Raw genomic sequence first — 22352 nt, forward strand, 5'->3', positions numbered from 1 at the left:
GCTGCTGGAGGCCGGGCCAGCTTCACATGCGTCCATGACACCCGTTCGTCGGTGCGGCGTGTGCGTGCCGGGTCGGAAGCCGCACCGGCGCTCCGTTTCGTCCCGGCGGAACCCCAGGCATCGCGCCGCACGTGGACAAACTGAATTCCCCCGCAATACGCGCAAGAACCCCGTCCAACAAGCCTCCCAAGAAACCTAGTGGTTTCCACTCATAGTCGCAAACAGTCAAGAACAGGTCGCCGCCGGTCTTCTCGCGACCAATATGGCTCGTTACTTTTACTCCCACGATGCAGGTCGGCGCACACCCCGCGCACCGGCTGCCACGAGTCCAACAGGGAGGAACCGAACCATGAAGTCGACGAAGATTGCCGCGCTCGCCGCGGCCGTGCTGGCGACCGGCGCGTTCACGCATGCGGCATGGGCCGAAACGGAGGCCGCGACCTGCCGCACCGTGCGTTTCGCGGATATCGGCTGGACCGACATCACGTCGACCACGGCGCTCGCGTCGACCGTGTTCGAGGCGCTCGGCTACAAGCCGACCACGACGATCGCGTCGGTGCCGATCTCGTTCGCCGGCCTGAAGAGCAAGCAGCTCGACGTGTCGCTCGGCTACTGGTGGCCCGTGCAGCAGAAGCAGCTCCAGCCGTTCCTTGACAGCAAGTCGATCAACGTCGTCGAGCCGCCGAACCTGTCCGGCGCGAAGGCGACGCTCGCGGTGCCGAGCTACGAATACCAGGCCGGCCTGAAGACCTTCGAGGACATCGCGAAGCACCGTGCTGAACTCGACGGCAAGATCTACGGGATCGAGCCGGGCAGCAGCGCGAACGCGACGATCCAGAAGATGATCGACACGAACCAGTACGGGCTCGGCGGCTTCAAGCTCGTCGAATCGAGCGAGGCCGGGATGCTGGTGACGGTCGAGCGCGCGATCCGCGAGAAGAAGTGGGTCGTGTTCCTCGGCTGGGAACCGCATCCGATGAACATCCAGCTGAGCATGAACTACCTGTCCGGCGGCGACGCGTCGTTCGGCCCGAACTACGGCGAAGCGCGCGTGTACACGCTGACGGCGCCCGACTTCATCGCGCGCTGCCCGAACGCGGGCAAGCTCGTCACGAACCTGCGCTTCTCGACGCAGCTCGAGAACCAGCTGATGCAGTCGGTGATGAACAAGACGAAGCCGGCCGACGCCGCGAAGGCGTACCTGAAGAAGAACCCGCAGGTGCTCGATCCGTGGCTCGCGGGCGTCAAGACGTTCGACGGCAAGGACGGGCTGCCGGCCGTGAAGGCGTATCTCGGCCTGTGACGGCCCGCGCGCCGCCCGCGGCGCGCCCTGACGAAACACCCGCAATGCGACACAACCCGAGTCAAGCGAGGCAACCAGCATGAACCATGAAGTCATCATCACTTGCGCCGTCACCGGCGCGGGCGATACGGTCGGCAAGCATCCGGCGATTCCGGTCACGCCGAAGGAGATCGCGGCCGCCGCGATCGAGGCCGCGAAGGCCGGCGCGACCGTTGCGCACTGCCACGTGCGCGATCCGCAGACGGGGCGCGGCAGCCGCGACCCGAACCTGTACCGCGAAGTGGTCGACCGTATCCGCTCGGCCGACGTCGACGTGATCATCAACCTGACGGCCGGCATGGGTGGCGATCTCGAGATCGGCCCGGGCGAGGACCCGATGCGTTTCGGCAAGGGCACCGACCTGGTCGGCGGCCTCACGCGCCTCGCGCATGTCGAGGAGCTGCTGCCCGAAATCTGCACGCTCGACTGCGGCACGCTGAATTTCGGCGACGGCGACTACATCTACGTGTCGACACCCGCGCAATTGCGCGCCGGCGCGAAGCGCATCCAGGAACTCGGCGTGAAGCCGGAGCTGGAAATCTTCGACACGGGCCATCTGTGGTTCGCGAAGCAGTTGCTGAAGGAAGGGCTGCTCGACGATCCGCCGCTGTTCCAGCTGTGCCTCGGCATTCCCTGGGGCGCGCCGGCCGATACGGGCACGATGAAGGCGATGGTCGACAACCTGCCGCCGGGTGCGCACTGGGCGGGCTTCGGGATCGGCCGCATGCAGATGCCGATGGTCGCGCAGGCGATGCTGCTCGGCGGCCACGTGCGCGTCGGCCTCGAAGACAACATCTGGCTCGATCGCGGTGTGCATGCGACCAACGGCACGCTCGTCGAGCGCGCGCGAGAGATCGTCGAACGGCTCGGCGCCCGGGTGCTGACGCCGGCCGAAGGCCGCCGCAAGCTCGGCTTGCCCGCACGGGGCGAGCGTCCGCTCGAACGCCGGGCGGTCGCCGAGTTCGCGTGAGCCGTTGCGCCGACTGACCGACATGACGCGGCGGCCCGCACAGGCGCGGCCGCCCACCGATTTCCCCTGATTTGAAGGATGCGTTGACATGGCTGTGAAGACCGACATCAAGACGTTCGCCGCCATCGGCACCGGCGTGATCGGCAGCGGATGGATTTCCCGCGCGCTCGCGCACGGTCTCGACGTGGTCGTCTGGGACCCCGCGCCGGGCGCGGAGGAGCGGCTGCGCGCGAACGTCGCGAACGCGTGGCCCGCGCTCGAACGCGTCGGCCTCGCGCCGGGCGCCGATCCCGCGCGGCTGCGTTTCGTATCGACGATCGAGGCGTGCGTCGCCGATGCCGATTTCATCCAGGAAAGCGCGCCCGAGCGCGAGGCGCTGAAGCTCGAACTGCACGAGCAGATCAGCCGCGCGGCGAGACCCGACGCGATCATCGCGTCGTCGACGTCGGGCCTGCTGCCGACGGATTTCTACGCGCGGGCGACGCATCCGGAGCGCTGCGTGGTCGGCCACCCGTTCAATCCCGTCTACCTGCTGCCGCTCGTCGAGGTGCTCGGCGGCGCGCGCACGTCGCCGGAAGCGGTCGAAGGTGCGATGGAGATCTATCGCAAGCTCGGCATGCGGCCGCTGCACGTGCGCAAGGAAGTGCCGGGCTTCATCGCGGACCGGCTGCTCGAGGCGTTGTGGCGCGAGGCGCTGCACCTCGTCAACGAGGGCGTCGCGACGACCGGCGAGATCGACGACGCGATCCGCTTCGGCGCGGGCATCCGCTGGTCGTTCATGGGCACCTTCCTGACCTACACGCTCGCCGGCGGCGACGCGGGCATGCGACACTTCATGCAGCAATTCGGCCCCGCGCTCGAACTGCCGTGGACGAAGCTGGTCGCGCCCACGCTCACCGATGAGCTGATCGACAGCGTCGTCGAAGGCACGACCGAACAGCAGGGCACGCGCAGCATCAAGGAACTCGAGCGCTATCGCGACGAGTGCATCACCGAGGTGCTGAAGTCGATCGCCGCGGTGAAGGCGCGGCACGGGATGCGATTCGAGGACTAAGGGACTAAAGCACTAAAGCACTAAAGGACTGAAGGCGATGACCGGCGATACCCCGCTGACGATATACCGCGACGTGGTGCGGCCCGAATGGGTCGACTACAACGGCCACCTGCGCGATGCGTTCTACCTGCTGATCTTCAGCTTCGCGACCGATGCGCTGCTGGATCGCATCGGCCTCGACGACGCCGCGCGTCGCGAGCGGGGCCGCTCGGTCTACACGCTCGAAGCGCACGTGAACTACCTGCACGAGATCAAGGAGGGCACGCAGGTGCGTGTCGATGCGCGTGTGCTGGCGCATGACGCGAAGCGGCTGCACCTGTATCTCGAGCTGTTCGCGGACGGGCATGACGACGCGGTATCGGCGAGCGAGCAGATGCTGCTGCACGTCGATACGCGCGATGGCGCGAAATCGGCGCCGTTCGACGACGACGTGGCTGCGCGTGTGGCCGAGCTGCATGCGTTGCAGCGCGATTGCGCGGCACCCGCTTATGCGGGCCGCGTGATCGGGCTGCCGCCGCGCCGATAGCCGGCGCGAACCTTCAACCGCGGAGCGCACACGATGCTCGAACCGGAAATCGGGACGTTCGTTGCAGCCGTCGACGCGTGGTATCCGGCCGACGCGGCGGTGCGCTCGCCCGCCGAGCAGCGCCGCCTGTACGACCGCTTCGCGGCCGAATGGACCCCGGCCGCGCTGCCGGCCGGCATCGTGCAGCAGGACGCCGTCTGGCAAGCGCCCGACGGCCGCACGATCGCGCTGCGGCGCTACACATGCGCACACGGCACGCCGCGCGGCACGGTGCTGTTCTTTCATGGCGGCGGCTTCGTTGTCGGCTCGCTCGACAGTCACGCGCTGATCACCGCGCAACTGGCGGCCGATACGGGACTCGACGTGATCGCGGTCGACTACCGGCTGGCGCCCGAACATCGCGCGCCGGCCGCGCTTGAAGATTGCCTGGATGTCACGCGCGCCGCGCGCGACGGGTGCTGGCCGTTCGGGCCGTGCGCGCATCCGTTCACGCTCGCGGGCGACAGTGCGGGCGGGATGCTCGCGGCGGCCGTGGCCACCGCGCTGCGCGATGCGGGCGAACGCAGCGTCGACGGCGTTGCGCTCGTCTATCCGATGCTCGGCTTCGAACCGCAATCGCCCGCACGCGAAACGGAAGCGCACGCGCCGATGCTGACGCTCGACGACGTTCACCGCTATCGCGCGCTGTACTGGGAAGGCGGCCTGTCCGATGCGCTCGGACACGGCAACCCGCTGTTGCGCGCGTCGGTGCCGCTCGCGGCGGCGCGTTTCGACGGCCTGCCGCCCGTGCTCGCGATCGGCGCGGAACACGATCCGCTGCGCGACGACGCGCGCGTGTACGTTGAACGGATTCGCGCGGCCGGCGGTATCGCGCATTACTGGATGGGAGAGGGGCTGGTGCACGGCTGCTGGCGCGCGCTCGGAACGAGCCCGCAGGCGGCGCGGATGCACCGGACGGTCGGCGGGTTTCTGCTCGCACCACACGCGTAGCGGGCGTTTCCGGGAGGCAACGATGCAGGCAGCGCAACACCGTATCGAGGACTGGCGGACGTTTTCGGTCGACGCGACCATTGCGGCGGTCGCGATTGGCGACTCAGCGGTGGACGTCGAGTGGAGCGACACACGACGATCGCCGTTTCATTTCGACTGGCTGCGCGACAACTGCGCGTGCTCCGAATGCGTGCATGCCGTCACGCGTGAACAGGTATTCGAGATCGCCGACGCGCGCGAGGATCTCGCCGCGCGCGCGGTGCACATCGAAGCCGACGGCGCGCTGCATGTGGAGTGGAACGACGGACATCGCAGTGCGTGGTCGCCGGGATGGTTGCGCGCGCATGCGTACGACGATGCGTCGCGCGCCGAGCGCCAGGCCGCGCACGGGCGGCACGTGTGGGCCGGCGACGATGCGACGGCCATCGGCGTGTTCGCGTGGCGCGACGTGATGGAGGACGACGGCGCATTGCTCGCATGGCTCGCCGCGTTGCAGCGCACGGGGCTGACGCTCGTCGAAGGCGTGCCGGCCGAGCGCGGGCGCGTCGACGAGATCGCGCGCCGTATCGGCCTGATTCGCGAGAGCAATTTCGGCGTGCTGTTCGACGTCGAATCGAAGCCGCGCCCGGACAGCAACGCGTATACGTCGCTGAACCTGCCGCCGCATACCGATCTGCCGACCCGCGAGTTGCAGCCGGGCGTGCAGTTCCTGCATTGCCTCGCGAACGATGCGACCGGCGGCGACAGCGTGTTCCTCGACGGCTTCGCGCTTGCGGATGCACTGCGGCGCGAGCACCCGGCCGATTTCGAACAACTCGCGTCGACGCCGTTCGAGTTCTGGAACAAGAGTGCGAACAGCGATTACCGCTGCTCGGCACCGGTAATCGGGCTCGATGCGCGCGGCAACGTGACCGAGGTGCGGGTCGCGAACTTTCTGCGCGGGCCGCTCGATGCGCCGGCCGGCTCGGTCGCGGCCGTCTATCGCGCGTACCGGCGGTTTCTCGCGCTTGCGCGCGAGCCGCGCTTTCGCGTGCAGCGCCGGCTGCGGGCGGGCGACATGTGGGCGTTCGACAACCGGCGCGTGCTGCATGCGCGCACCGAGTTCGATCCGTCGACCGGCCGCCGGCATCTGCAGGGCTGCTACGTCGATCGTGACGAATTGCTGTCGCGGTGGCGGGTGTTGTCGCGTTCGGCGCCTGCCCTGACTCGTTGTTGAGACAACGGAGTCGTCAGGTTGTATCGGCGCGGTCCGGGAGGGTGTGTGAGCTGCTAGTGTCCTGTTCCGTTGTTAGCCGATCCATGTTCGCGTGGCATGTTGACGTTAACGGAACGGGAGGTGTCAGCATGCCAATGGGACGACCGAAGGCGGAATGGGGGCTGAGCGAAGACGAGCGCTCGCAGTCGATGTCGATAGCACGTTCTCGTTCGATTTCGGCCGCGCGGGTCGTGCGGGCACATCGTGCTATGTCAGGGTCTCTCGCATTGCAAGCCCAACGGTCCGCCGCGACTAGAACGAGGTACTCATGCCGACCGATACCCCGGTGACCGCTCGTCCATCCGGACGGAGATTGAGTGCGGCAACATTGGTTGGATCTTTTTTGTAGGCGCCAGAGAATCCGTTCCGGTCGAATTCGACATACAGCTCGGTGCGCTTCGACAGGAAATACTCGAGCATCGCGTAGGAGGTCAGCTTGCGTCCGTTCGCTTTCGGTACATTGCTCAGATTGCTGGCAATGTCCCAATACGTCGCCCCCGTGAATTGCAGGGTGGGCGAGATCTGATAGGTGAGTCCTGCTGCAGGAATCTCGTCGCGCCGTTTCGGCTTGCTGGGCGTGCTTCCTGTCACCGAAAGCGCGCTGTAGCTAAGATACACGCGCGCCCGACCGAGTTGCCACATGATGCCGCCCAACGCGGTCTGAGCCCATTGAGATGCATCCGCATTAAAGGATTTTTCGTACGCGCCGGAGATGAGCAGCGTCTGATACTGATAACTCGCTCCGATCGCGACATTCGACCCGGCCCGCACGTTGCCCGCGACTCCGCCGGGCGATGTGCTGACCCGAAACGTAAATCCGCCGCCTTTGCCGACATATTTGATGGTGTTATTGAAGCGGGCATCGAGCGTGAAGAAATTGCCGCCCCAAAGGATACCCGGCACGATCGTGAGCGATCCACCGTTGGCTCCGTTGGGATCGAGGGACACCGCGATATCCTCAGCCGCGTTGAGCTGACGCCCCATCGTGACGCGACCGAAACGTCCCTCGAGCCCGACATAGGCATTCTGTGAAAACAGGGTTCCCGACGCCTTCACGAGATTCCCGGTGCCTGTACTGAAACCGCTCTGGAGCTTGAAGACCGCACGCAGTCCTCCCCCCAGATCCTCCGTTCCCAACATGCCGAAGCTGTTGCCGGAAACGATATTGTTATCGAAGCCTATCTGGTGACCGCCTTTCACACCGTCGGTCCATCGAACGCCGCCACCGACGATACCGAACAGAGTCACGCTCGATTGCGCATTGACACTTCCCGCCGTCGCCGCCAACAGGGAAGCCAACAGGATATTTCTCATATTTTCCCCTCCATTATATTTAGTAGGCCTACTTTTATCGGATTATCCAACCTCATCTGTCGCAGATACCCGCGGCACGCTACGCCAACCGCACGTCGACAGCGCGGAAGTGTCATGCCGTCGGAGAATCATGAAGATTTTTTTTGCAGCACGATGCGGCGCGATAAAGACCGGCTACCGCCGATACGGATCTGGCCGTGACAGATCTCCGCGGAACACGTTCTCCGTTACCGACTACAAGAACGTCCTCGGTCTCGCACCATCCATTGGCGTACCCGCTCAAGCAATCTCGCCTCGGCCGAATTATCCGATTGGATAATTCGGCCTCGCGGCTTAACCTGCATCAAGCGAGAAATAATGCATTGCTTGTGACGTTTCCGGATATTTATTCGAATTCCAGAATTGTTCGGGAAATGGGTGCGTCTAGTAGACCCAAGTCGTTTTCTTGGTGCAGACCGGATACTGGCGAGCAAACCTGCGCGACCACATTGCCGGCGGCAACTGATTGCGCCACACGTCGATTTGCGCGGCAAGTCGTGAGGTTATGTCGGGATGCTCGGCCGAAACATCGTGGAGCTCGCCGGCATCGGTCTCGAGATCATAGAGTTCGGTTTCGTGCCGATCGACGTCCTGCCATAACTTCCAACGACCTTCGCGTGCAGCGTAGACGGGCGCCTGTCCCCATACCAGCGTGCGCGACGGGTCCTCTGGCTGGCGGTCAAGTGCCGCAATCATGTCTTGCCCGTCGAGCGCCATCGGCAGCGGTATGTTCGGAGATGTGGCCTTCAGCACGGTCGGAACGATGTCGAGCGTGGATACGGGCGTATCGTTCAGCCCCTTCGCATGTAATCCGTTAGGCCAGGAAAACAGGAACGGCACGCGGACGCCGCCCTCGACATAGGTGAATTTCCCTGCTCCCCAGGGATGCGAGCAGTCGCACGCCCCGAACTGGAACGGGCAGCCGTTATCCGATACGAACACGATCATCGTATCGTTGCGTATGCCTTTATTGTCGAGCGCGTCGAGTACACGCCCGATACCGTCGTCCAACTCCGAGATCATCGCGACGAGTGTCCGTCGGACCGGATCGTCGATATTCGCAAACCGGTCGTAGTAACGCTGCTCGACCTGAAGCGGCCAATGCGGTGCGTTATACGCGAGATAGAGGAAAAATGGCTGATTGTCGTTCGCGTTCCGGTCGATGTATTCGACGGCTTTGTCCGTGAAATCCTCGGTCAGATAGCGTGTGTGATTATCTACCGGCGTCGCGTCGGGCCCGGTGACGGTTTCCCCGGCAGTTCCGCGCTTATAGGATTTTCCGCGTTTCGTTCGCGTGGTCACGATGCCCGGCGTGTCAAGATCGGCATACATGGTCTCGCCGCCCAGAAATCCGTAGAACTCGTCGAAACCGCGCTTCGTGGGGTAATACTGCGGTGCAGAGCCCAGATGCCATTTGCCGATGGCGGCGGTCCGGTAGCCGCGCTCCTTCAGGCGCGCCGCAAGAAATGTCTCGGTGACCGGGACGCCCTGGTCCGGGTTTGCATCGTCGTCGATGTTGTACTGCAGGCCGAATCGTTGCGGCATGCGACCGGTAATCAGTCCGGCCCGCGACAACGAGCATACCGATGCCGCGACGTAGCCGCTGGTGAATGCCACGCCGCGATTCGCTATCCGATCGATATTTGGCGTCGGCACGGTTTTGCGTCCATACGTTGACACGTCGGGCCACGCCAGATCGTCCACGACGATCACCAGCACGTTGGGACGCTTCTGGACCGGCAGCACGGTTCTTGCAGCGGGCGGCGGCACAACCTGAGCGAACGACAGCGAAGCGTTGAACAACAATGCCAGCGCGATGCTCGGCATCACGCAATACCGCATCATGCGAAAAATGAAAATCTTCAGCTTCACGACCTTGTCTCCTTCGATACCTGTCTTGGTCATTCTTCAATAGCGAAGCTCGCAAAGGGGGCGCGCCAAACCTGCCGCCGCCGACTACTTTTCCCGACCTGCGGTACGAGCGCGAATCCACCATCGCCAGTTCGGGCGTCATTTTCGACGTGTGGGCGACGCCGCCTGTATCGATGCCGGGCGCCCCTCATTGCTGCGTGTGAGCCATTGCGAGCGTCGATTGCTGTTTCTGCGACGCCTGCCACGTTGCCTGATCCATCACCAGCCGGAAACCGATGTGAGACATGCTCGTATAGGGATCCGTCCCGCGCCGGGCACTTGGGCGATAGCTGATGCAGTATGTTTCGCTGCACAAAAAGGAGCCCCCGCGAATGACCCGCTTGGGGGCGTTCTCCGGAACGCCTGGCTCGGATGGATCCCAGCTGGCGGCCGGCCCCTGCGGATCGACCTCTTTCTGGTCCACGCGAGCGACGCGTGCGAACTGGTCCGCTCGATACCAGTCCGAGACCCACTGCCACACGTTACCGGCCATGTCGTAAAGGCCGTACCCGTTCGCCGGGAAAGTGCCGACTGCGCTTGGCCCGGGAGCGCCGCCGTGCGGCTTGCTCACCACGGGAAAGGCTTGGGACTGTTGCCCTTGCCAGGTATTGGCCATCTGTTTGCCGCCCGGCTTGAATTCATTGCCCCAGGCGTAATCCGCCTGCGTCAGACCACCGCGCGCCGCAAACTCCCATTCGGCCTCGGTCGGCAATCGCTTGCCTGCCCAGTGGGCGTAGGCTTGCGCATCTGCGTAGGAAACCTGAACGACGGGGTATGCATCCTTGCCCTCGATCGAACTCTCCGGGCCGGTCGGATGACGCCAGTCGGCACCCGGCACGAAACGCCACCAGCGCGAGTAATCGTCCAGCGGCACCTGTTCCCTGGTGCCGACGAAGACGAGCCCGCCCGGCACGAGGCTGCTCTCCGGGGGCCGAGGTGTATCCGGCGGAAGCTGGACTTTCAAGGTTGCCCAATCCGGCTTCCTTTCCGCAGTCGTCACATAGCCAGTCGCCGTCACGAACCGCCGGAACTCGGCATTGGTGACGTCGTGCCGGTCCATCCAGAAGGCGCGTACGCCCACCGTGTGCGCAGGACGTTCGTTAGGCTGTGCAAACTTTTGATCGCTGCCCATCAGGAATTCGCCGGCGGGAATCCACGCCATGTCGATCGGACCGTGCACGCCGTCTCCGACGACGATTCGCGGAGTGGGCGACACGCGCGCAGCGTGCGGCGACTCAATCGTCCAGACAAACGCCGCACCGATCGCGGCGGGCACGGCGACGAGTACGACGGCCCAGCGGGCGAGGCGCAGCGGAGCCGGCACGCGACTGCGCGGCCTGCTGCTTGTGACGGCAGGGTTCAGCCTCGTCCCCCGGTGTGTAGCGCGGCGTTTGTGGTCGCCGCTGTTTTTCGTCTCGACGGTCATTCCAAATGTCTCCTGTTCCCGGTCAATTGCCCGCGTGACTGGTTCACGCGAAACCGAACTTCGACAGATGTATTCGTTCTTGCCGTTGTTCTGGTCGGTCATGCGGGCTTCGGTTTCCCGGGTGTACGCATCCGGATCGCTGTTTGTCTCCAACGTGGGGGGATTCGTCGATCGGCCTCGCAAAACCGCAGTCATTCAATAACTATCCAAGTGGATAATTATTTTTGGGGATGCCCCATCCTGTCAAGCGATCGCCGCTGAAAACCGGTGCGGGGTTTTCCCGGACGGGGGCACGCAGATTCGACCGATTCATGGACGGCGTCGCGCTGCCGGATCCGGCGTCGGGTGCGTTTTCGATGGACGTCGTCAAGCGGTACATCCGCAACTACGTCCGCTATTGCGCGGCCCACCCCGAGCACGCGCGCCTGATGATGCAGGAAGCGAATCGGGATTCCGACCGGCTGGAATGGATGGCGGAAACGTTCGTGCGGGCGCGCCACGACCGCTCGGTCCCGTTGATCCGCTACGTCAGCAAAGCGACCCAGGGGCTCGCGTCGATCGATCCGGTGCAGTTGCTGTCCATGATCACCGCGATCACGCAGGTGCCTTACCTGCTGACGGCCGGCCGAAATGCGCTACGCGCACGGCATCGACGCGCTCGATGAAAAGGCGATCGACGCACATTACGAGGCCGTCGTCGCCTTCATCTTTTGTTGAAACACGACATACCGATCGGTGAGCAAATGACCGGGGCCCCAACGGTTCGTATGCAACGCTTGCCGAACGAAGGATCGTTTATCGTGATCGATTCAGGCGGTCCGGTCATTCAGCCGATGGAACGACCGGATTCCTTGTGCTTGAAATCGAATGTTGGCGCTCCGTCTCGAGTTTCGGCGAAACTTGCGCGGCGATGCCTATTTCCCGAACAAGGTTGACGCGATGTGATCGGACACTGCGACGGCGCCCTGCGGCGTCAAGTGCGAGTCATCAAACATGACGATGCTGCCCCGCCCGATGCCGGCGCGCGTAATGCATCCTCGGGCATCGCACATCGCATCGTAAGCCGAGACATACTCGATTCCGAGTTGCGATGCCATCGCCGCGCCTTCCCGATCGTAGCGCTTCGATGCCGGATCGAGCCCGAAGTCTGTCCGCGAGGGTAACGTCTGATGATGTTCACGCCAGTAAAGCCAGTACAACTTGGGCAGAGCGCTTTGCCAGGTGGCGACCTGGCCAATCAGCACGATCCGCTTGACGCCGGCGGCCCGTAAAGCGCCGATCGTACCTGGCAGCGCCTGCAGCCGGTCAGAGCTCCAGTTCGCCGTCAGCAGCACTGTCGCCGGCTTTACCGTATGCACGAGTTCAAGTACGCGCGCGTTCGAATCCCGGCATCTTTCACTGCCACCATCGATCAGCGGCGGACAACCCGACGTACTCAATTGCGCAAATCGAATGCCCCGCTCGGCGCTCGCACTGCGGAGCCCCGGAGACAGCGCCGCGGCACGCGAGTCGCCCCAAAGCATGACGACCGGCCCTGACCCGCCATCCACGCAAGCCGGGCTGAATCCTCGATCGTCACCCTCGAGATAGCATTGCCCTCGGCGCCAGATCCGGTCCCGGTCAAAATCAACACCATCGGCAAAGGCGCCAACCAACCTCGACATGCGGAATTCCAGGCCGCCTCGCGAATAATCGTTGTAGCCCGCAAAGGCGCACCCCGCCATCAGGACGATCAGCGTCGAGACAATCAGTCTCGGATAACGCGATTTTCTGATCGGCGTCTCGATATACCGATACGTCAGAAACGCCAGCGGAAAACAGGCCAGCAATGCGAGGGCACGCGACAACGCCGGCGTGGTGCCGCTACTCATGATCCGGAGCGCCGACAACAATGGCCAGTGAAACAGGTAGAGCGGATAGCTGATGAGACCGATCGTCACCAGCGGCCGGCCGCCTAGTGCGCGCTGCGCGAGCGGCGAGCGGGAACCGGCGTCGATCAACAGATACGCTGCAACGGTCGGGCCCAGCGCCAGCCCACCCGGAAATGGCAGGGATGGGTCGATGAGGGCGACGGACGCGGCCAACAACGCGATGCCGATACCCGCCTTCACGTTGGCCGAGGCGATCGATGGCAGCCGCTCGCCGGCAGTGTGGTGCCTGACCGCGAGGAATGCCCCGAGCATCGGCTCCCACGCACGCGTCAGTGGCGAATAGAATGCGCCGACCGGATCGTGCGACAGCGTGAGCACGCTCATCAGGAACGAGCCGAGGCCCACGATCGCAATCGGCCAGAAGGGCGAACTTCTCAGGCGCCACGCGCCGACCAGCAGCACGGGCCATACGAGATAGAACTGCTCCTCGACGCCGAGCGACCACAGGTGAAGGAGCGGCTTTTGTTCCGCGGAAACGTCGAAATAACCCGCCTCGTGCCAAAAGACCAGATTCGCGACGGAGGCGGCGCCGCCGGCGATGTGCTTGCCGAGTTGCTTGAACTCTTCCGGCAGCATGGTCTGCCAGCCGAATGCGTACAGCCCGAGGAAAACGAGCAGCAGTGCAGGGAAGATCCGCCGAATCCTTCGCGCGTAGAAACCGGAAAAACTGAATGTGCCGGCATCGAGTTCGCGCAACGCGTGTTTCGTGATGACGTAGCCCGATATCACGAAGAACACGTCAACGCCGACGAAGCCGCCCGGTAACAGCGCGGGAAATGCGTGGAACAGGAGAACGGCGAGAACGGAAACCGCGCGAAGCCCGTCGATGTCGCGCCGATAGTCGGCTGTGCTGTTCCGCGGAAACGAATGACTTTTGGACGCGTAAAGCGTCCCTGGCGTCGGTTCGCTGCCGACGCCACCCCGTAACAAATCCATATTGGTCGTTGTTGTTCTGATCCGATCTGCCCTGGCACGGGGAAGTCGGACTGGTATTGAATTGTCGAAATTCGCTCGCTCTGCGGCGAGGCACCCCGTCGTATCCAAGTCCTGCGGTTTTGCCCCGCGAAGTCGACGATCATTTGACTGAACGCGATCTCACGGTCGACCTCGGCCGCGGAAATGACTCACTACCTATCGGCAGCGACGCTGAAAACTTGAACGGAAAATTGCCGTACGTTGTGCGTTGGCTTTCGAGAGGGCTCGACGGGCAGCAGCGCCAGTTTTTTTATCGGCTCCAGCCGTGTGTCCCGAGTAATTCGGGTGCGCAGACGAAACTCGACACTTCGATTGGATGGCTGTCAGGTGCCGTGCGTGCCGGTCCGTCGGCCGGTGAAGCGACATTCTCGGTTGACGAGACGGGGCAATTGAGACGCGGGATACGTCGTTGAACAGTCTTCGGTTGCGGCCGGGCGCAGGGTGACCCGGATTCGCCCCGGCCTTGCTTCGGCGATCGTGCTCGCTGCGGGGCTTCGCAAACGAAAAAGCGCCCGGACGCGAGGCGCCCGGGCGAAGCCACCCGCTGCCGGGCGGCGGAGGTATGCGTTTCATAAAAAAGGACGAGCCCCGCAATGGGGCTCGTCCTGATGTTTCTTCATCGCGCTGCGCGCGGCGCCCGTCGGGGGCGCATCGGCTTACTGGCCGAAGAAGATCGAGTCGCGAGCGTTCGACGACGTTGCGGCCGGGGCGCCCGAGTGGACGGCCGGAGCCGGTTGCGCGCCGTAGCCGCTGGTGTCGGCACCATGAACACGCGCTTCGGCGCTCTGGATGTCGTTCGGGTAGTACGGGCTCGACAGGCCCGGCTTGTAGCCGGCTTGTTCGAGCTGAACCAGTTCGTTCTTCACTTGCGCGCGGGTCACGGTGCTTTGGGCGAATGCGCCGAACGAAGCGGACAGGGCGGCAGCGGCAACGACTGCGGAAACGAGCGATTTCATGATGACCTCCGGTGTTTTATTGAGTTCGCTCTCGACACCATGTCTTAAGCGATTGATCAAATCTTAGTCATCGGAAGGTTCAGGGTAAACGCTGATTTTGACGATAGATTGTTTCCTGGGCAGTAACAGTGGCGCGTCGCCTCAGGCTTTCAACGGGCTTTCTTATCGGTTGGTGCAACAAGTATGAAGAATGTTGCGGAGGCCGGCACGCATTTCAGCGCGCCTCGGCCGCGGTGTCGAACGGCCGGCCCGGAGAACGTCCGGCCGGCGCGCCCGAGCTGAGGAAGCGCACGCCCGTCGCGGCTTCCGATGCCTCCCACAGCAACGCCGCCGATCCCACGTCGCGGGCCGCGCGTGGCACGCTCGCGGGCGCCGGCAGCCCGCGCGACTCGAACCAGCCGGACGGCCCGATATACGCGCCGCCCGCGAGATCGGGCGCGGTCGCCGCATGAATCGCGGGCAGTGCCCCCTGGTCGGCCGGCTGCGCGAGATAACAGTTCGCGGCCCGCATCAGCGCCGCACGCGCGGGCGAGCTGTCCATCGCCGGGCCCGCGAACTGCAGGTTGGTTGCCGCGTAGCCCGGGTGCGCGGCCACGCTGATCCCGGCGAACGCCGCGCGCTCGAAACGGCGCTGCAGTTCGATCGCGAACACGAGGTTCGCGAGCTTGCTGTCGCAATAGGCGAGATAACGGTTGTAGCGGCGCTCGGCGCGCAGGTCGTCGACGCGGATTCGCCCGCCGCGGTTGAGGCCGCTCGACATCGTCACGACCCGCGGCCGGCGCGCGGCGCGCAGCGCGGGCAGCAGATGGCCGGTCAGCGCGAAATGGCCGAGGTGGTTGGTGCCGAACTGCATCTCGAAGCCGTCGCGCGTATGGCGCAGCGGCAGGAACATCACGCCGGCGTTGTTGCAGAGGATATCGACGCGGCCATGGCGTTCGGCCACATCGGCCGCGAAGCGTGCGATCGAGGCGAGATCGGCGAGGTCGAGCGCGTCGACTTCGACGCGGGCATCGGGATGGAGCCGGCGGATCGCGTCGGCGGCCTGCGCGGCGCGGGCCGCGTCGCGGCAGCCCATCACGACGGTCGCGCCTTTCGCGGCCAGCGTTTCCGCGAGTTGCCAGCCGAGCCCGCTGTTGGCACCGGTCACGACCGCGACCTTGCCGCCCTGCGCCGGGACGTGGCGCGCACTCCATGCATGCATGTCTGCCTCCATCGGCGCGACCGGGTGGCCGCGGCACGTAATCGTTACATCGAGTGGTGTAACGATAGTGCGCGTGGTCGTGGCAGGCAAGCAGGGGAATTAGACCGGCGCTTCTAGGGCTTGCGCATCGTGTGGCACCGCATGCCGCGATGCGCGGCCGGCAGGATTTACCTGCCGCCGGCCAGCGCGAGCACTTCGGCGGCGGAGATCATCGCGGCCGCGTTCGCGGGCGCCGGGCGTTCGGCCGGGCGGAAGACTTCGTCGCCGCGCTGGATGACCTGGCGCGACAGCGCGCACGTGCCGGTGCGTTGCGCGAAGCGGCGGCGCCAGCGCTGTTCACCGTAGTGACAGCGGCCGGGCTCGACCCAGCGGACGACGAGCAGCGTATCGGAGCGTTCGAGAATTTCGACGTGGACGTCGGCGGGATCGAGCACAGGCAGGGATTTGGAGGCCTTCATTTTGCCGTTTCCTAAAGCTCGTGCGGTTCGGCCGTGGCAGTGGATGTCACTACCCGATGACGAATCCGTAGCGGTTTCCATGAGTGGTGCGCTAAATGTAAGCGTCTGTGACCGGAAAAAACATCCTGTCTGGCTCAAATTACCTTTTGCCGATTTAGAAACAATCCACGCTTATTTTCTTGGAAAACCAAAGACAAAAACGCCCCGGACATGAAGTCCGGGGCGGGAAATCGGCCTGCGCGCCGTGTCTGCTCGCCCAGTCACGGAGCCCATCGCCGGGGGACGGAGGTGCCCGCAGGGATCGAACGCGGGCGGGGAGGCGATGGACCGGTAGCGCAGTCCGGTACGTCATGATGGCGCGCGCATCCCGTTGAGACCCTGACGCGAACATGACTTTTTCGCCAGTTTGGCGCGGCGCCGCGCCGGGCGTGTCTGGATAAACGGCTGGACGGCCCGCCGGTATTGGGTGTGCGCGGATCCCGGGACGGGCGCTCGCGGGCCGTCGAATGCCGGACGCTTGCTCGACCGCCCGATTTCCACGCCCGGGTAAATACTGAATTCCGATTTCGTGACAAACGCAAAGTCGGCTCCTATTATTGGTTGGACCTTTAGTCCTTTGTGCCAATCGGCCGACGGGTGGCCGGTTTTTTTCGGGAGAGTCGCTCATGAGATTGCAGGGCAAACGCGCGCTGGTGACGGCGGCCGGGCAGGGTATCGGCCGCGCGACCGCGCTGCGGTTCGCGAGCGAGGGCGCCGACGTGCTGGCGACCGACATCAACGAAGCCGCGCTCGTGCGGCTCGAGGCCGACGCCGAACGCGCGGGCAGCCGGCTGGCCACGCGGCGGCTCGACGTCACCGATGCGCAGGACGTCGCGGCGCTTGCCGCGAACGAGCGCGCGTTCGACGTGCTGTTCAACTGCGCGGGCTATGTCCACCACGGCTCGATCCTCGACTGCGACGACGACGCATGGGCGTTCTCGCTGAACCTGAACGTCACGTCGATGTACCGGCTGATTCGCGCGCTGCTGCCCGCGATGCTCGAAGCGGGCGGCGCGTCGATCATCAACATGGCGTCGGCCGCGTCCAGCGTGAAGGGCGTGCCGAACCGCTTCGTCTACGGCACGACCAAGGCGGCCGTGATCGGCCTGACCAAGGCGGTGGCCGCCGATTTCGTCGAGCGCGGCATCCGCTGCAACGCGATCTGCCCGGGCACGATCGAATCGCCGTCGCTGGAGCAGCGGATCGCGGACCAGGCGCGCATGCGCGACGTGCCGGCCGACGAGGTGCGCCAGGCGTTCGTCGCGCGCCAGCCGATCGGCCGCATCGGCACCGCGGACGAAGTGGCCGCGCTCGCGCTGTACCTCGCGTCCGACGAAGCGTCGTTCACGACCGGCGCGATTCATTTGATCGACGGCGGCTGGTCGAACTGACCGCGCCTTTCCCGTTCACTTTCCATTTCCGTTCAAGACGACATGAAACTGCTGAGATTTGGCGACAAACACCATGAAAAACCGGGCCTGCTCGATGCGCAAGGCCACATCCGCGACCTGTCGGGCGTGATCGACGATCTCGCCGGCGATGCACTGGCGCCGGCCTCGCTCGCGCGGCTGCGCGACATTCCGCCGTCGTCGCTGCCACGGGTCGAAGGCACGCCGCGGCTCGGTGCGTGCGTCGGGCGCGTCGGCAAGTTCATCTGCATCGGGCTCAACTATTCCGACCACGCGGCCGAATCGGGGATGGAAGTGCCGAAGGAGCCCGTCGTGTTCGGCAAGTGGACGAGCGCGATCTCGGGGCCGAACGACGACGTCGAGATTCCGCGCGGCTCGGAGAAGACCGACTGGGAGGTCGAGCTCGGCGTGGTGATCGGCCAGGGCGGTCGTTATATCGCGGAAGCCGACGCACTGTCGCACGTGGCGGGCTACTGCGTCGTCAACGACGTGTCGGAGCGTGAATTCCAGCTCGAACGCGGCGGCACGTGGGACAAGGGCAAGGGCAACGACACGTTCGGGCCGCTCGGCCCGTGGCTCGTGACGGCCGACGAAGTGCCCGATCCGCATGCGCTGCGGCTGTGGCTCGACGTCGACGGCCATCGCTACCAGAACGGCACGACCGCGACGATGGTGTTCCGCGTGCCGCACCTGATCAGCTACCTGAGCCGCTTCATGAGCCTGCAGCCGGGCGACGTGATCTCGACCGGCACGCCGCCGGGTGTCGGCCTCGGGCAGAAGCCGCCCGTCTATCTGCGCGCCGGGCAGGTGATCACGCTCGGTATCGACGGGCTCGGCGAGCAACGCCAGCGCACCGTGCAGGCCTGATTCCCTTTCGCGGACGATTCGTCATGCCTATCATTCGATCGATGCGCGTCCTCGACGTGCGCTTCCCGACCTCGCGCCAGCTCGACGGCTCCGATGCGATGAACCCGGACCCCGATTATTCGGCCGCGTACGTCGTGCTCGAAACCGACCGCGACGGGCTCGAAGGTCACGGCCTCACGTTCACCATCGGGCGCGGCAACGAGATCTGCTGCGCGGCGATCGACGCGATGCGTCACCTCGTCGTCGGCCTCGACCTCGACTGGATTCGCGCGGACATGGGCCGCTTCTGGCGGCACGTCACGTCGGACAGCCAGTTGCGCTGGATCGGCCCCGACAAGGGGGCGATTCACCTGGCGACGGGGGCCGTCGTCAACGCGGTGTGGGATCTGTGGGCGAAAGCCGAACGCAAGCCGTTATGGCGGCTCGTTGCCGACCTGAGCCCCGAGGAACTGGTGCGCACGATCGACTTCCGCTACCTGACGGACTGCCTGACGCCGGACGAAGCGCTCGACCTGCTGCGCAGGCAGGCGCCGGGCAAGGCCGAACGGATCGCGATTCTCGAGCGCGACGGTTACCCGTGCTACACGACGTCGGCCGGGTGGCTCGGCTACAGCGACGACAAGCTGCGGCGGCTGTGCCGCGAAGCCGTCGAAGCCGGGTTCGACCACGTGAAGCTGAAAGTCGGCGCGAACCTGGAGGACGATATCCGCCGCGTGACGATCGCGCGCGAAGTGATCGGCCCGGACCGCAAGCTGATGATCGACGCGAACCAGGTGTGGGAAGTGGACGAGGCGATCGACTGGGTGCGCGAGCTGGCGTTCGCGCGGCCGTGGTTCATCGAGGAGCCGACGAGCCCCGACGATGTCGAAGGGCATCGCACGATCCGCGAAGCGATCGCGCCCGTGCAGGTCGCGACCGGCGAGATGTGCCAGAACCGCGTCCTGTTCAAGCAGTTCATCGCGCGCGGTGCGATCGACGTCGTGCAGATCGATGCGTGCCGGCTCGGCGGCGTGAACGAGATTCTCGCGGTGATGCTGATGGCCGCGAAGTACCGGCTGCCCGTCTGCCCGCATGCGGGCGGCGTCGGGTTGTGCGAATACGTGCAGCATCTGTCGATGATCGACTACGTGTGCATTTCCGGCACGAAGGAAGGGCGCGTGACGGAGTACGTCGATCACCTGCACGAGCATTTCGTCGAACCGTGCATCGTGCGCGGCGCGGCCTACATGCCGCCGATGGCGCCCGGTTTCTCGATCGAGATGAAACCCGAATCGCTGGAGCGATACCGGTTCCGGGGCTGAGGCACGGCGCGCACGACGCGCGTCGTGCGCGCCGACAACTTGAACGACGGAGACGCGAAGTGGATTTGAATCTGCAACACAAGGTCGTGATCGTGACCGGCGGCGCATCGGGCATCGGTGCCGCGATCTCGATGCGGCTTGCCGAAGAAGGCGCGATTCCGGTGGTGTTCGCGCGCCACGCGCCCGACGATGCGTTCTGGCGCGCACTCGTGCAGACGCAGCCGCAGGCCGCGTGCATGTCGGTCGAGCTGCAGGACGACGCACAGTGCCGCGACGCGGTTGCGCAGACCGTCGCGCGCTTCGGTCGTCTCGACGGCCTCGTCAACAACGCGGGCGTCAACGACGGCGTCGGGCTCGATGCCGGTCGCGATGCGTTCGTCGCGTCGCTCGAGCGCAACCTGATCCACTACTACGTGATGGCGCACTACTGCGTGCCGCACCTGAAGGCGACGCGCGGCGCGATCGTCAACGTCTCGTCGAAGACGGCCGTGACCGGCCAGGGCAACACGAGCGGCTATTGCGCGTCGAAGGGCGCGCAACTCGCGCTGACACGCGAATGGGCCGTCGCGTTGCGCGACGACGGCGTGCGCGTGAACGCGGTGATTCCGGCCGAGGTGATGACGCCGCTTTACCGCAACTGGCTCGCCGGTTTCGACGACCCCGACGCGAAGCTGGCGGGCATCGCGGGCAAGGTGCCGCTCGGCAAACGCTTCACGACGGCCGACGAGATCGCCGATACGGCCGTATTCCTGCTGTCGGCACGCGCATCGCACACGACGGGCCAGTGGCTGTTCGTCGACGGCGGTTATACGCATCTCGACCGTGCGATCAGCTGAGGGCCGCGCTCCATGCAACTCGACCCGAACCTGACTGCCGCGCCGCCGCTGATCGCCTTGACCGGCATCGGCAAGCGCTTCCCGGGCGTGCAGGCGCTCGACGATTGCCGTTTCGACCTGCGTGCCGGCGAAGTGCATGCGCTGATGGGCGAGAACGGCGCCGGCAAGTCGACGTTGATGAAGATCCTCGCGGGCGTGTACCAGCGCGACGGCGGCGAGATCCGGATGGACGGCCGTGCGGTGGAGATCGCCGATCCACGCGCCGCGCAGGCGCTCGGGATCGGCATCATCCATCAGGAACTGAACCTGATGAACCACCTGAGCGTCGCGCAGAACATCTTCATCGGCCGCGAGCCGCGCGGCCGCTTCGGCGTGTTCGTCGACGAAGACACGCTGAATCGCGATGCCGCCGCGATCTTCCGGCGGATGCGGCTCGATCTCGACCCGCGCACGCCGGTCGGCCGGCTGACGGTCGCGAAGCAGCAGATGGTCGAGATCGCGAAGGCACTGTCGTTCGACTCGCGCGTGCTGATCATGGACGAGCCGACCGCCGCGCTCAACAACGCGGAGATCGCCGAGCTGTTCCGCATCATCCGCGACCTGCGCGCGCACGGCGTCGGCATCGTCTACATCTCGCACAAGATGGACGAGCTGCGCCAGATCGCCGATCGCGTGACCGTGATGCGCGACGGCAAGTACGTCGCGACCGTGCCGATGGCGGATACGTCGATGGACGCGATCATCGCGATGATGGTCGGCCGCCAGCTCGCGACGGAATTCCGCACGCCGCCCGATACGTCCGCGAACGACGTCGCGCTCGAAGTGCGCGGGCTGTCGCGCGGCCGCGCGATTCGCGACGTTGGCTTCACGCTGCGGCGCGGCGAGATTCTCGGCTTCGCGGGGCTGATGGGCGCGGGCCGCACCGAGGTCGCGCGCGCGGTGTTCGGCGCCGACCCGATCGACGCGGGCGAGATCCGCGTGCACGGCAAGACCGTGACGATCCGCACGCCGGCCGATGCGGTGAAGCACGGCATCGGCTATCTGTCCGAGGATCGCAAGCACTTCGGGCTCGCGGTCGGGATGGACGTGCAGAACAACATCGCCATGTCGAGCATGCGTCGTTTCGTGCACCGTGGCGTGTTTCTCGACGCGCGCGCGATGCGCGACACCGCACACGCGTATGTGCGGCAGCTCGCGATCCGCACGCCGTCGGTCGCGCAGCCCGCACGCCTTTTGTCGGGCGGCAACCAGCAGAAGATCGTGATCGCGAAGTGGCTGCTGCGCGACTGCGACATCCTGTTCTTCGACGAGCCGACGCGCGGCATCGACGTCGGCGCGAAGAGCGAGATCTACAAGCTGCTCGACGCGCTGGCCGCCGACGGCAAGGCGATCGTGATGATCTCGTCGGAACTGCCCGAGGTGCTGCGCATGAGCCACCGGATTCTCGTGATGTGCGAGGGGCGCGTGACCGGCGAGCTGCGCGCGGCCGACGCCACGCAGGAAAAGATCATGCAGCTCGCGACGCAGCGCGAGTCGACCGTGTTGTCCTGAT

Annotated in this window: 19 protein-coding genes; 12 read left to right on the forward strand and 7 right to left on the reverse strand. The window is 65.1% G+C overall.

Annotated elements, in window-relative coordinates; all coding sequences use genetic code 11:
- Positions 1–349: 349 nt before the first annotated feature.
- The 6 genes from VK92_RS25385 (at position 350) to VK92_RS25410 (ending at position 6098) form a co-directional block, all read left to right on the forward strand.
- Positions 350–1303: a choline ABC transporter substrate-binding protein gene (locus tag VK92_RS25385; protein ID WP_021161455.1), complete on the forward strand. Its 954-nt coding sequence runs from the start codon at positions 350–352 to the stop codon at positions 1301–1303.
- Positions 1304–1382: 79 nt separating this feature from the next.
- Positions 1383–2312: a 3-keto-5-aminohexanoate cleavage protein gene (locus VK92_RS25390; RefSeq protein WP_021161454.1), complete on the forward strand. Its 930-nt coding sequence runs from the start codon at positions 1383–1385 to the stop codon at positions 2310–2312.
- Between the two features lie 88 nt (positions 2313–2400).
- Complete coding sequence (locus VK92_RS25395) at positions 2401–3366, forward strand: L-carnitine dehydrogenase (RefSeq protein ID WP_048024841.1); 966 nt, start codon at positions 2401–2403, stop codon at positions 3364–3366.
- Positions 3367–3403: 37 nt separating this feature from the next.
- Entirely contained in the window at positions 3404–3892 is a 489-nt protein-coding gene (locus VK92_RS25400) for a thioesterase family protein (RefSeq protein ID WP_048024843.1), read from the forward strand.
- A 33-nt stretch (positions 3893–3925) separates the two neighbouring features.
- Positions 3926–4882: an alpha/beta hydrolase gene (locus VK92_RS25405; RefSeq protein ID WP_048024844.1), complete on the forward strand. Its 957-nt coding sequence runs from the start codon at positions 3926–3928 to the stop codon at positions 4880–4882.
- A 22-nt stretch (positions 4883–4904) separates the two neighbouring features.
- The gene (locus VK92_RS25410) at positions 4905–6098 is read left to right on the forward strand and encodes a TauD/TfdA family dioxygenase (RefSeq protein ID WP_048024846.1); all 1194 of its coding nucleotides are present in this window, start codon (positions 4905–4907) and stop codon (positions 6096–6098) included.
- 291 nt (positions 6099–6389) lie between these two features.
- On the opposite strand, the gene VK92_RS25415 is transcribed toward VK92_RS25410, so the two are convergent.
- From VK92_RS25415 to VK92_RS25425, 3 genes are all read right to left on the reverse strand, one after another.
- The gene (locus VK92_RS25415) at positions 6390–7451 is read right to left on the reverse strand and encodes a porin (protein ID WP_048024848.1); all 1062 of its coding nucleotides are present in this window, start codon (positions 7449–7451) and stop codon (positions 6390–6392) included.
- Between the two features lie 423 nt (positions 7452–7874).
- Positions 7875–9362, reverse strand: coding sequence for a sulfatase family protein (locus VK92_RS25420; RefSeq protein ID WP_165589156.1), 1488 nt, complete (start codon positions 9360–9362; stop codon positions 7875–7877).
- A gap of 187 nt (positions 9363–9549) precedes the next feature.
- Positions 9550–10929 (reverse strand): formylglycine-generating enzyme family protein, encoded by a 1380-nt coding sequence (locus VK92_RS25425; RefSeq protein WP_231600659.1) that lies wholly within the window; start codon positions 10927–10929, stop codon positions 9550–9552.
- Positions 10930–11138: 209 nt separating this feature from the next.
- Here VK92_RS25425 and VK92_RS25430 point away from each other — a divergent pair, with 209 nt between their 5' ends.
- Positions 11139–11492 (forward strand): TetR family transcriptional regulator C-terminal domain-containing protein, encoded by a 354-nt coding sequence (locus VK92_RS25430; protein ID WP_053076293.1) that lies wholly within the window; start codon positions 11139–11141, stop codon positions 11490–11492.
- Positions 11493–11741: 249 nt separating this feature from the next.
- On the opposite strand, the gene VK92_RS25435 is transcribed toward VK92_RS25430, so the two are convergent.
- From VK92_RS25435 to VK92_RS25450, 4 genes are all read right to left on the reverse strand, one after another.
- Positions 11742–13694 (reverse strand): acyltransferase family protein, encoded by a 1953-nt coding sequence (locus tag VK92_RS25435; RefSeq protein WP_082160885.1) that lies wholly within the window; start codon positions 13692–13694, stop codon positions 11742–11744.
- Positions 13695–14389: 695 nt separating this feature from the next.
- A complete protein-coding gene (locus VK92_RS25440; RefSeq protein WP_021161448.1) occupies positions 14390–14689 on the reverse strand; it encodes a DUF4148 domain-containing protein in 300 nt (99 codons plus the stop codon).
- Positions 14690–14903: 214 nt separating this feature from the next.
- Positions 14904–15890, reverse strand: coding sequence for an oxidoreductase (locus VK92_RS25445; protein WP_048024883.1), 987 nt, complete (start codon positions 15888–15890; stop codon positions 14904–14906).
- 167 nt (positions 15891–16057) lie between these two features.
- Positions 16058–16348: a DUF3331 domain-containing protein gene (locus VK92_RS25450; protein WP_021161446.1), complete on the reverse strand. Its 291-nt coding sequence runs from the start codon at positions 16346–16348 to the stop codon at positions 16058–16060.
- A gap of 665 nt (positions 16349–17013) precedes the next feature.
- Between VK92_RS25450 and VK92_RS25455 the strand changes: the two genes are divergently transcribed.
- The 5 genes from VK92_RS25455 to VK92_RS25475 are packed head-to-tail and all read left to right on the forward strand — an operon-like array spanning position 17014 to position 22351.
- Complete coding sequence (locus VK92_RS25455; RefSeq protein ID WP_048024851.1) at positions 17014–17778, forward strand: SDR family oxidoreductase; 765 nt, start codon at positions 17014–17016, stop codon at positions 17776–17778.
- A 42-nt stretch (positions 17779–17820) separates the two neighbouring features.
- Entirely contained in the window at positions 17821–18663 is an 843-nt protein-coding gene (locus tag VK92_RS25460; RefSeq protein WP_027789693.1) for an ureidoglycolate lyase, read from the forward strand.
- A gap of 23 nt (positions 18664–18686) precedes the next feature.
- The gene (locus VK92_RS25465; RefSeq protein WP_048024853.1) at positions 18687–19964 is read left to right on the forward strand and encodes an L-fuconate dehydratase; all 1278 of its coding nucleotides are present in this window, start codon (positions 18687–18689) and stop codon (positions 19962–19964) included.
- A 59-nt stretch (positions 19965–20023) separates the two neighbouring features.
- Entirely contained in the window at positions 20024–20800 is a 777-nt protein-coding gene (locus tag VK92_RS25470) for an SDR family oxidoreductase (RefSeq protein WP_048024854.1), read from the forward strand.
- A 12-nt stretch (positions 20801–20812) separates the two neighbouring features.
- Positions 20813–22351 carry a sugar ABC transporter ATP-binding protein gene (locus tag VK92_RS25475; protein WP_048024856.1) on the forward strand — a complete coding sequence of 513 codons (1539 nt, stop codon included), beginning with the start codon at positions 20813–20815 and terminating at the stop codon, positions 22349–22351.
- Position 22352: the final 1 nt, after the last annotated feature.

Origin of the sequence: Burkholderia sp. LK4, assembly GCF_001043615.1 — a bacterium.
GTDB classification, from domain to species: Bacteria; Pseudomonadota; Gammaproteobacteria; order Burkholderiales; family Burkholderiaceae; genus Burkholderia; species Burkholderia cepacia.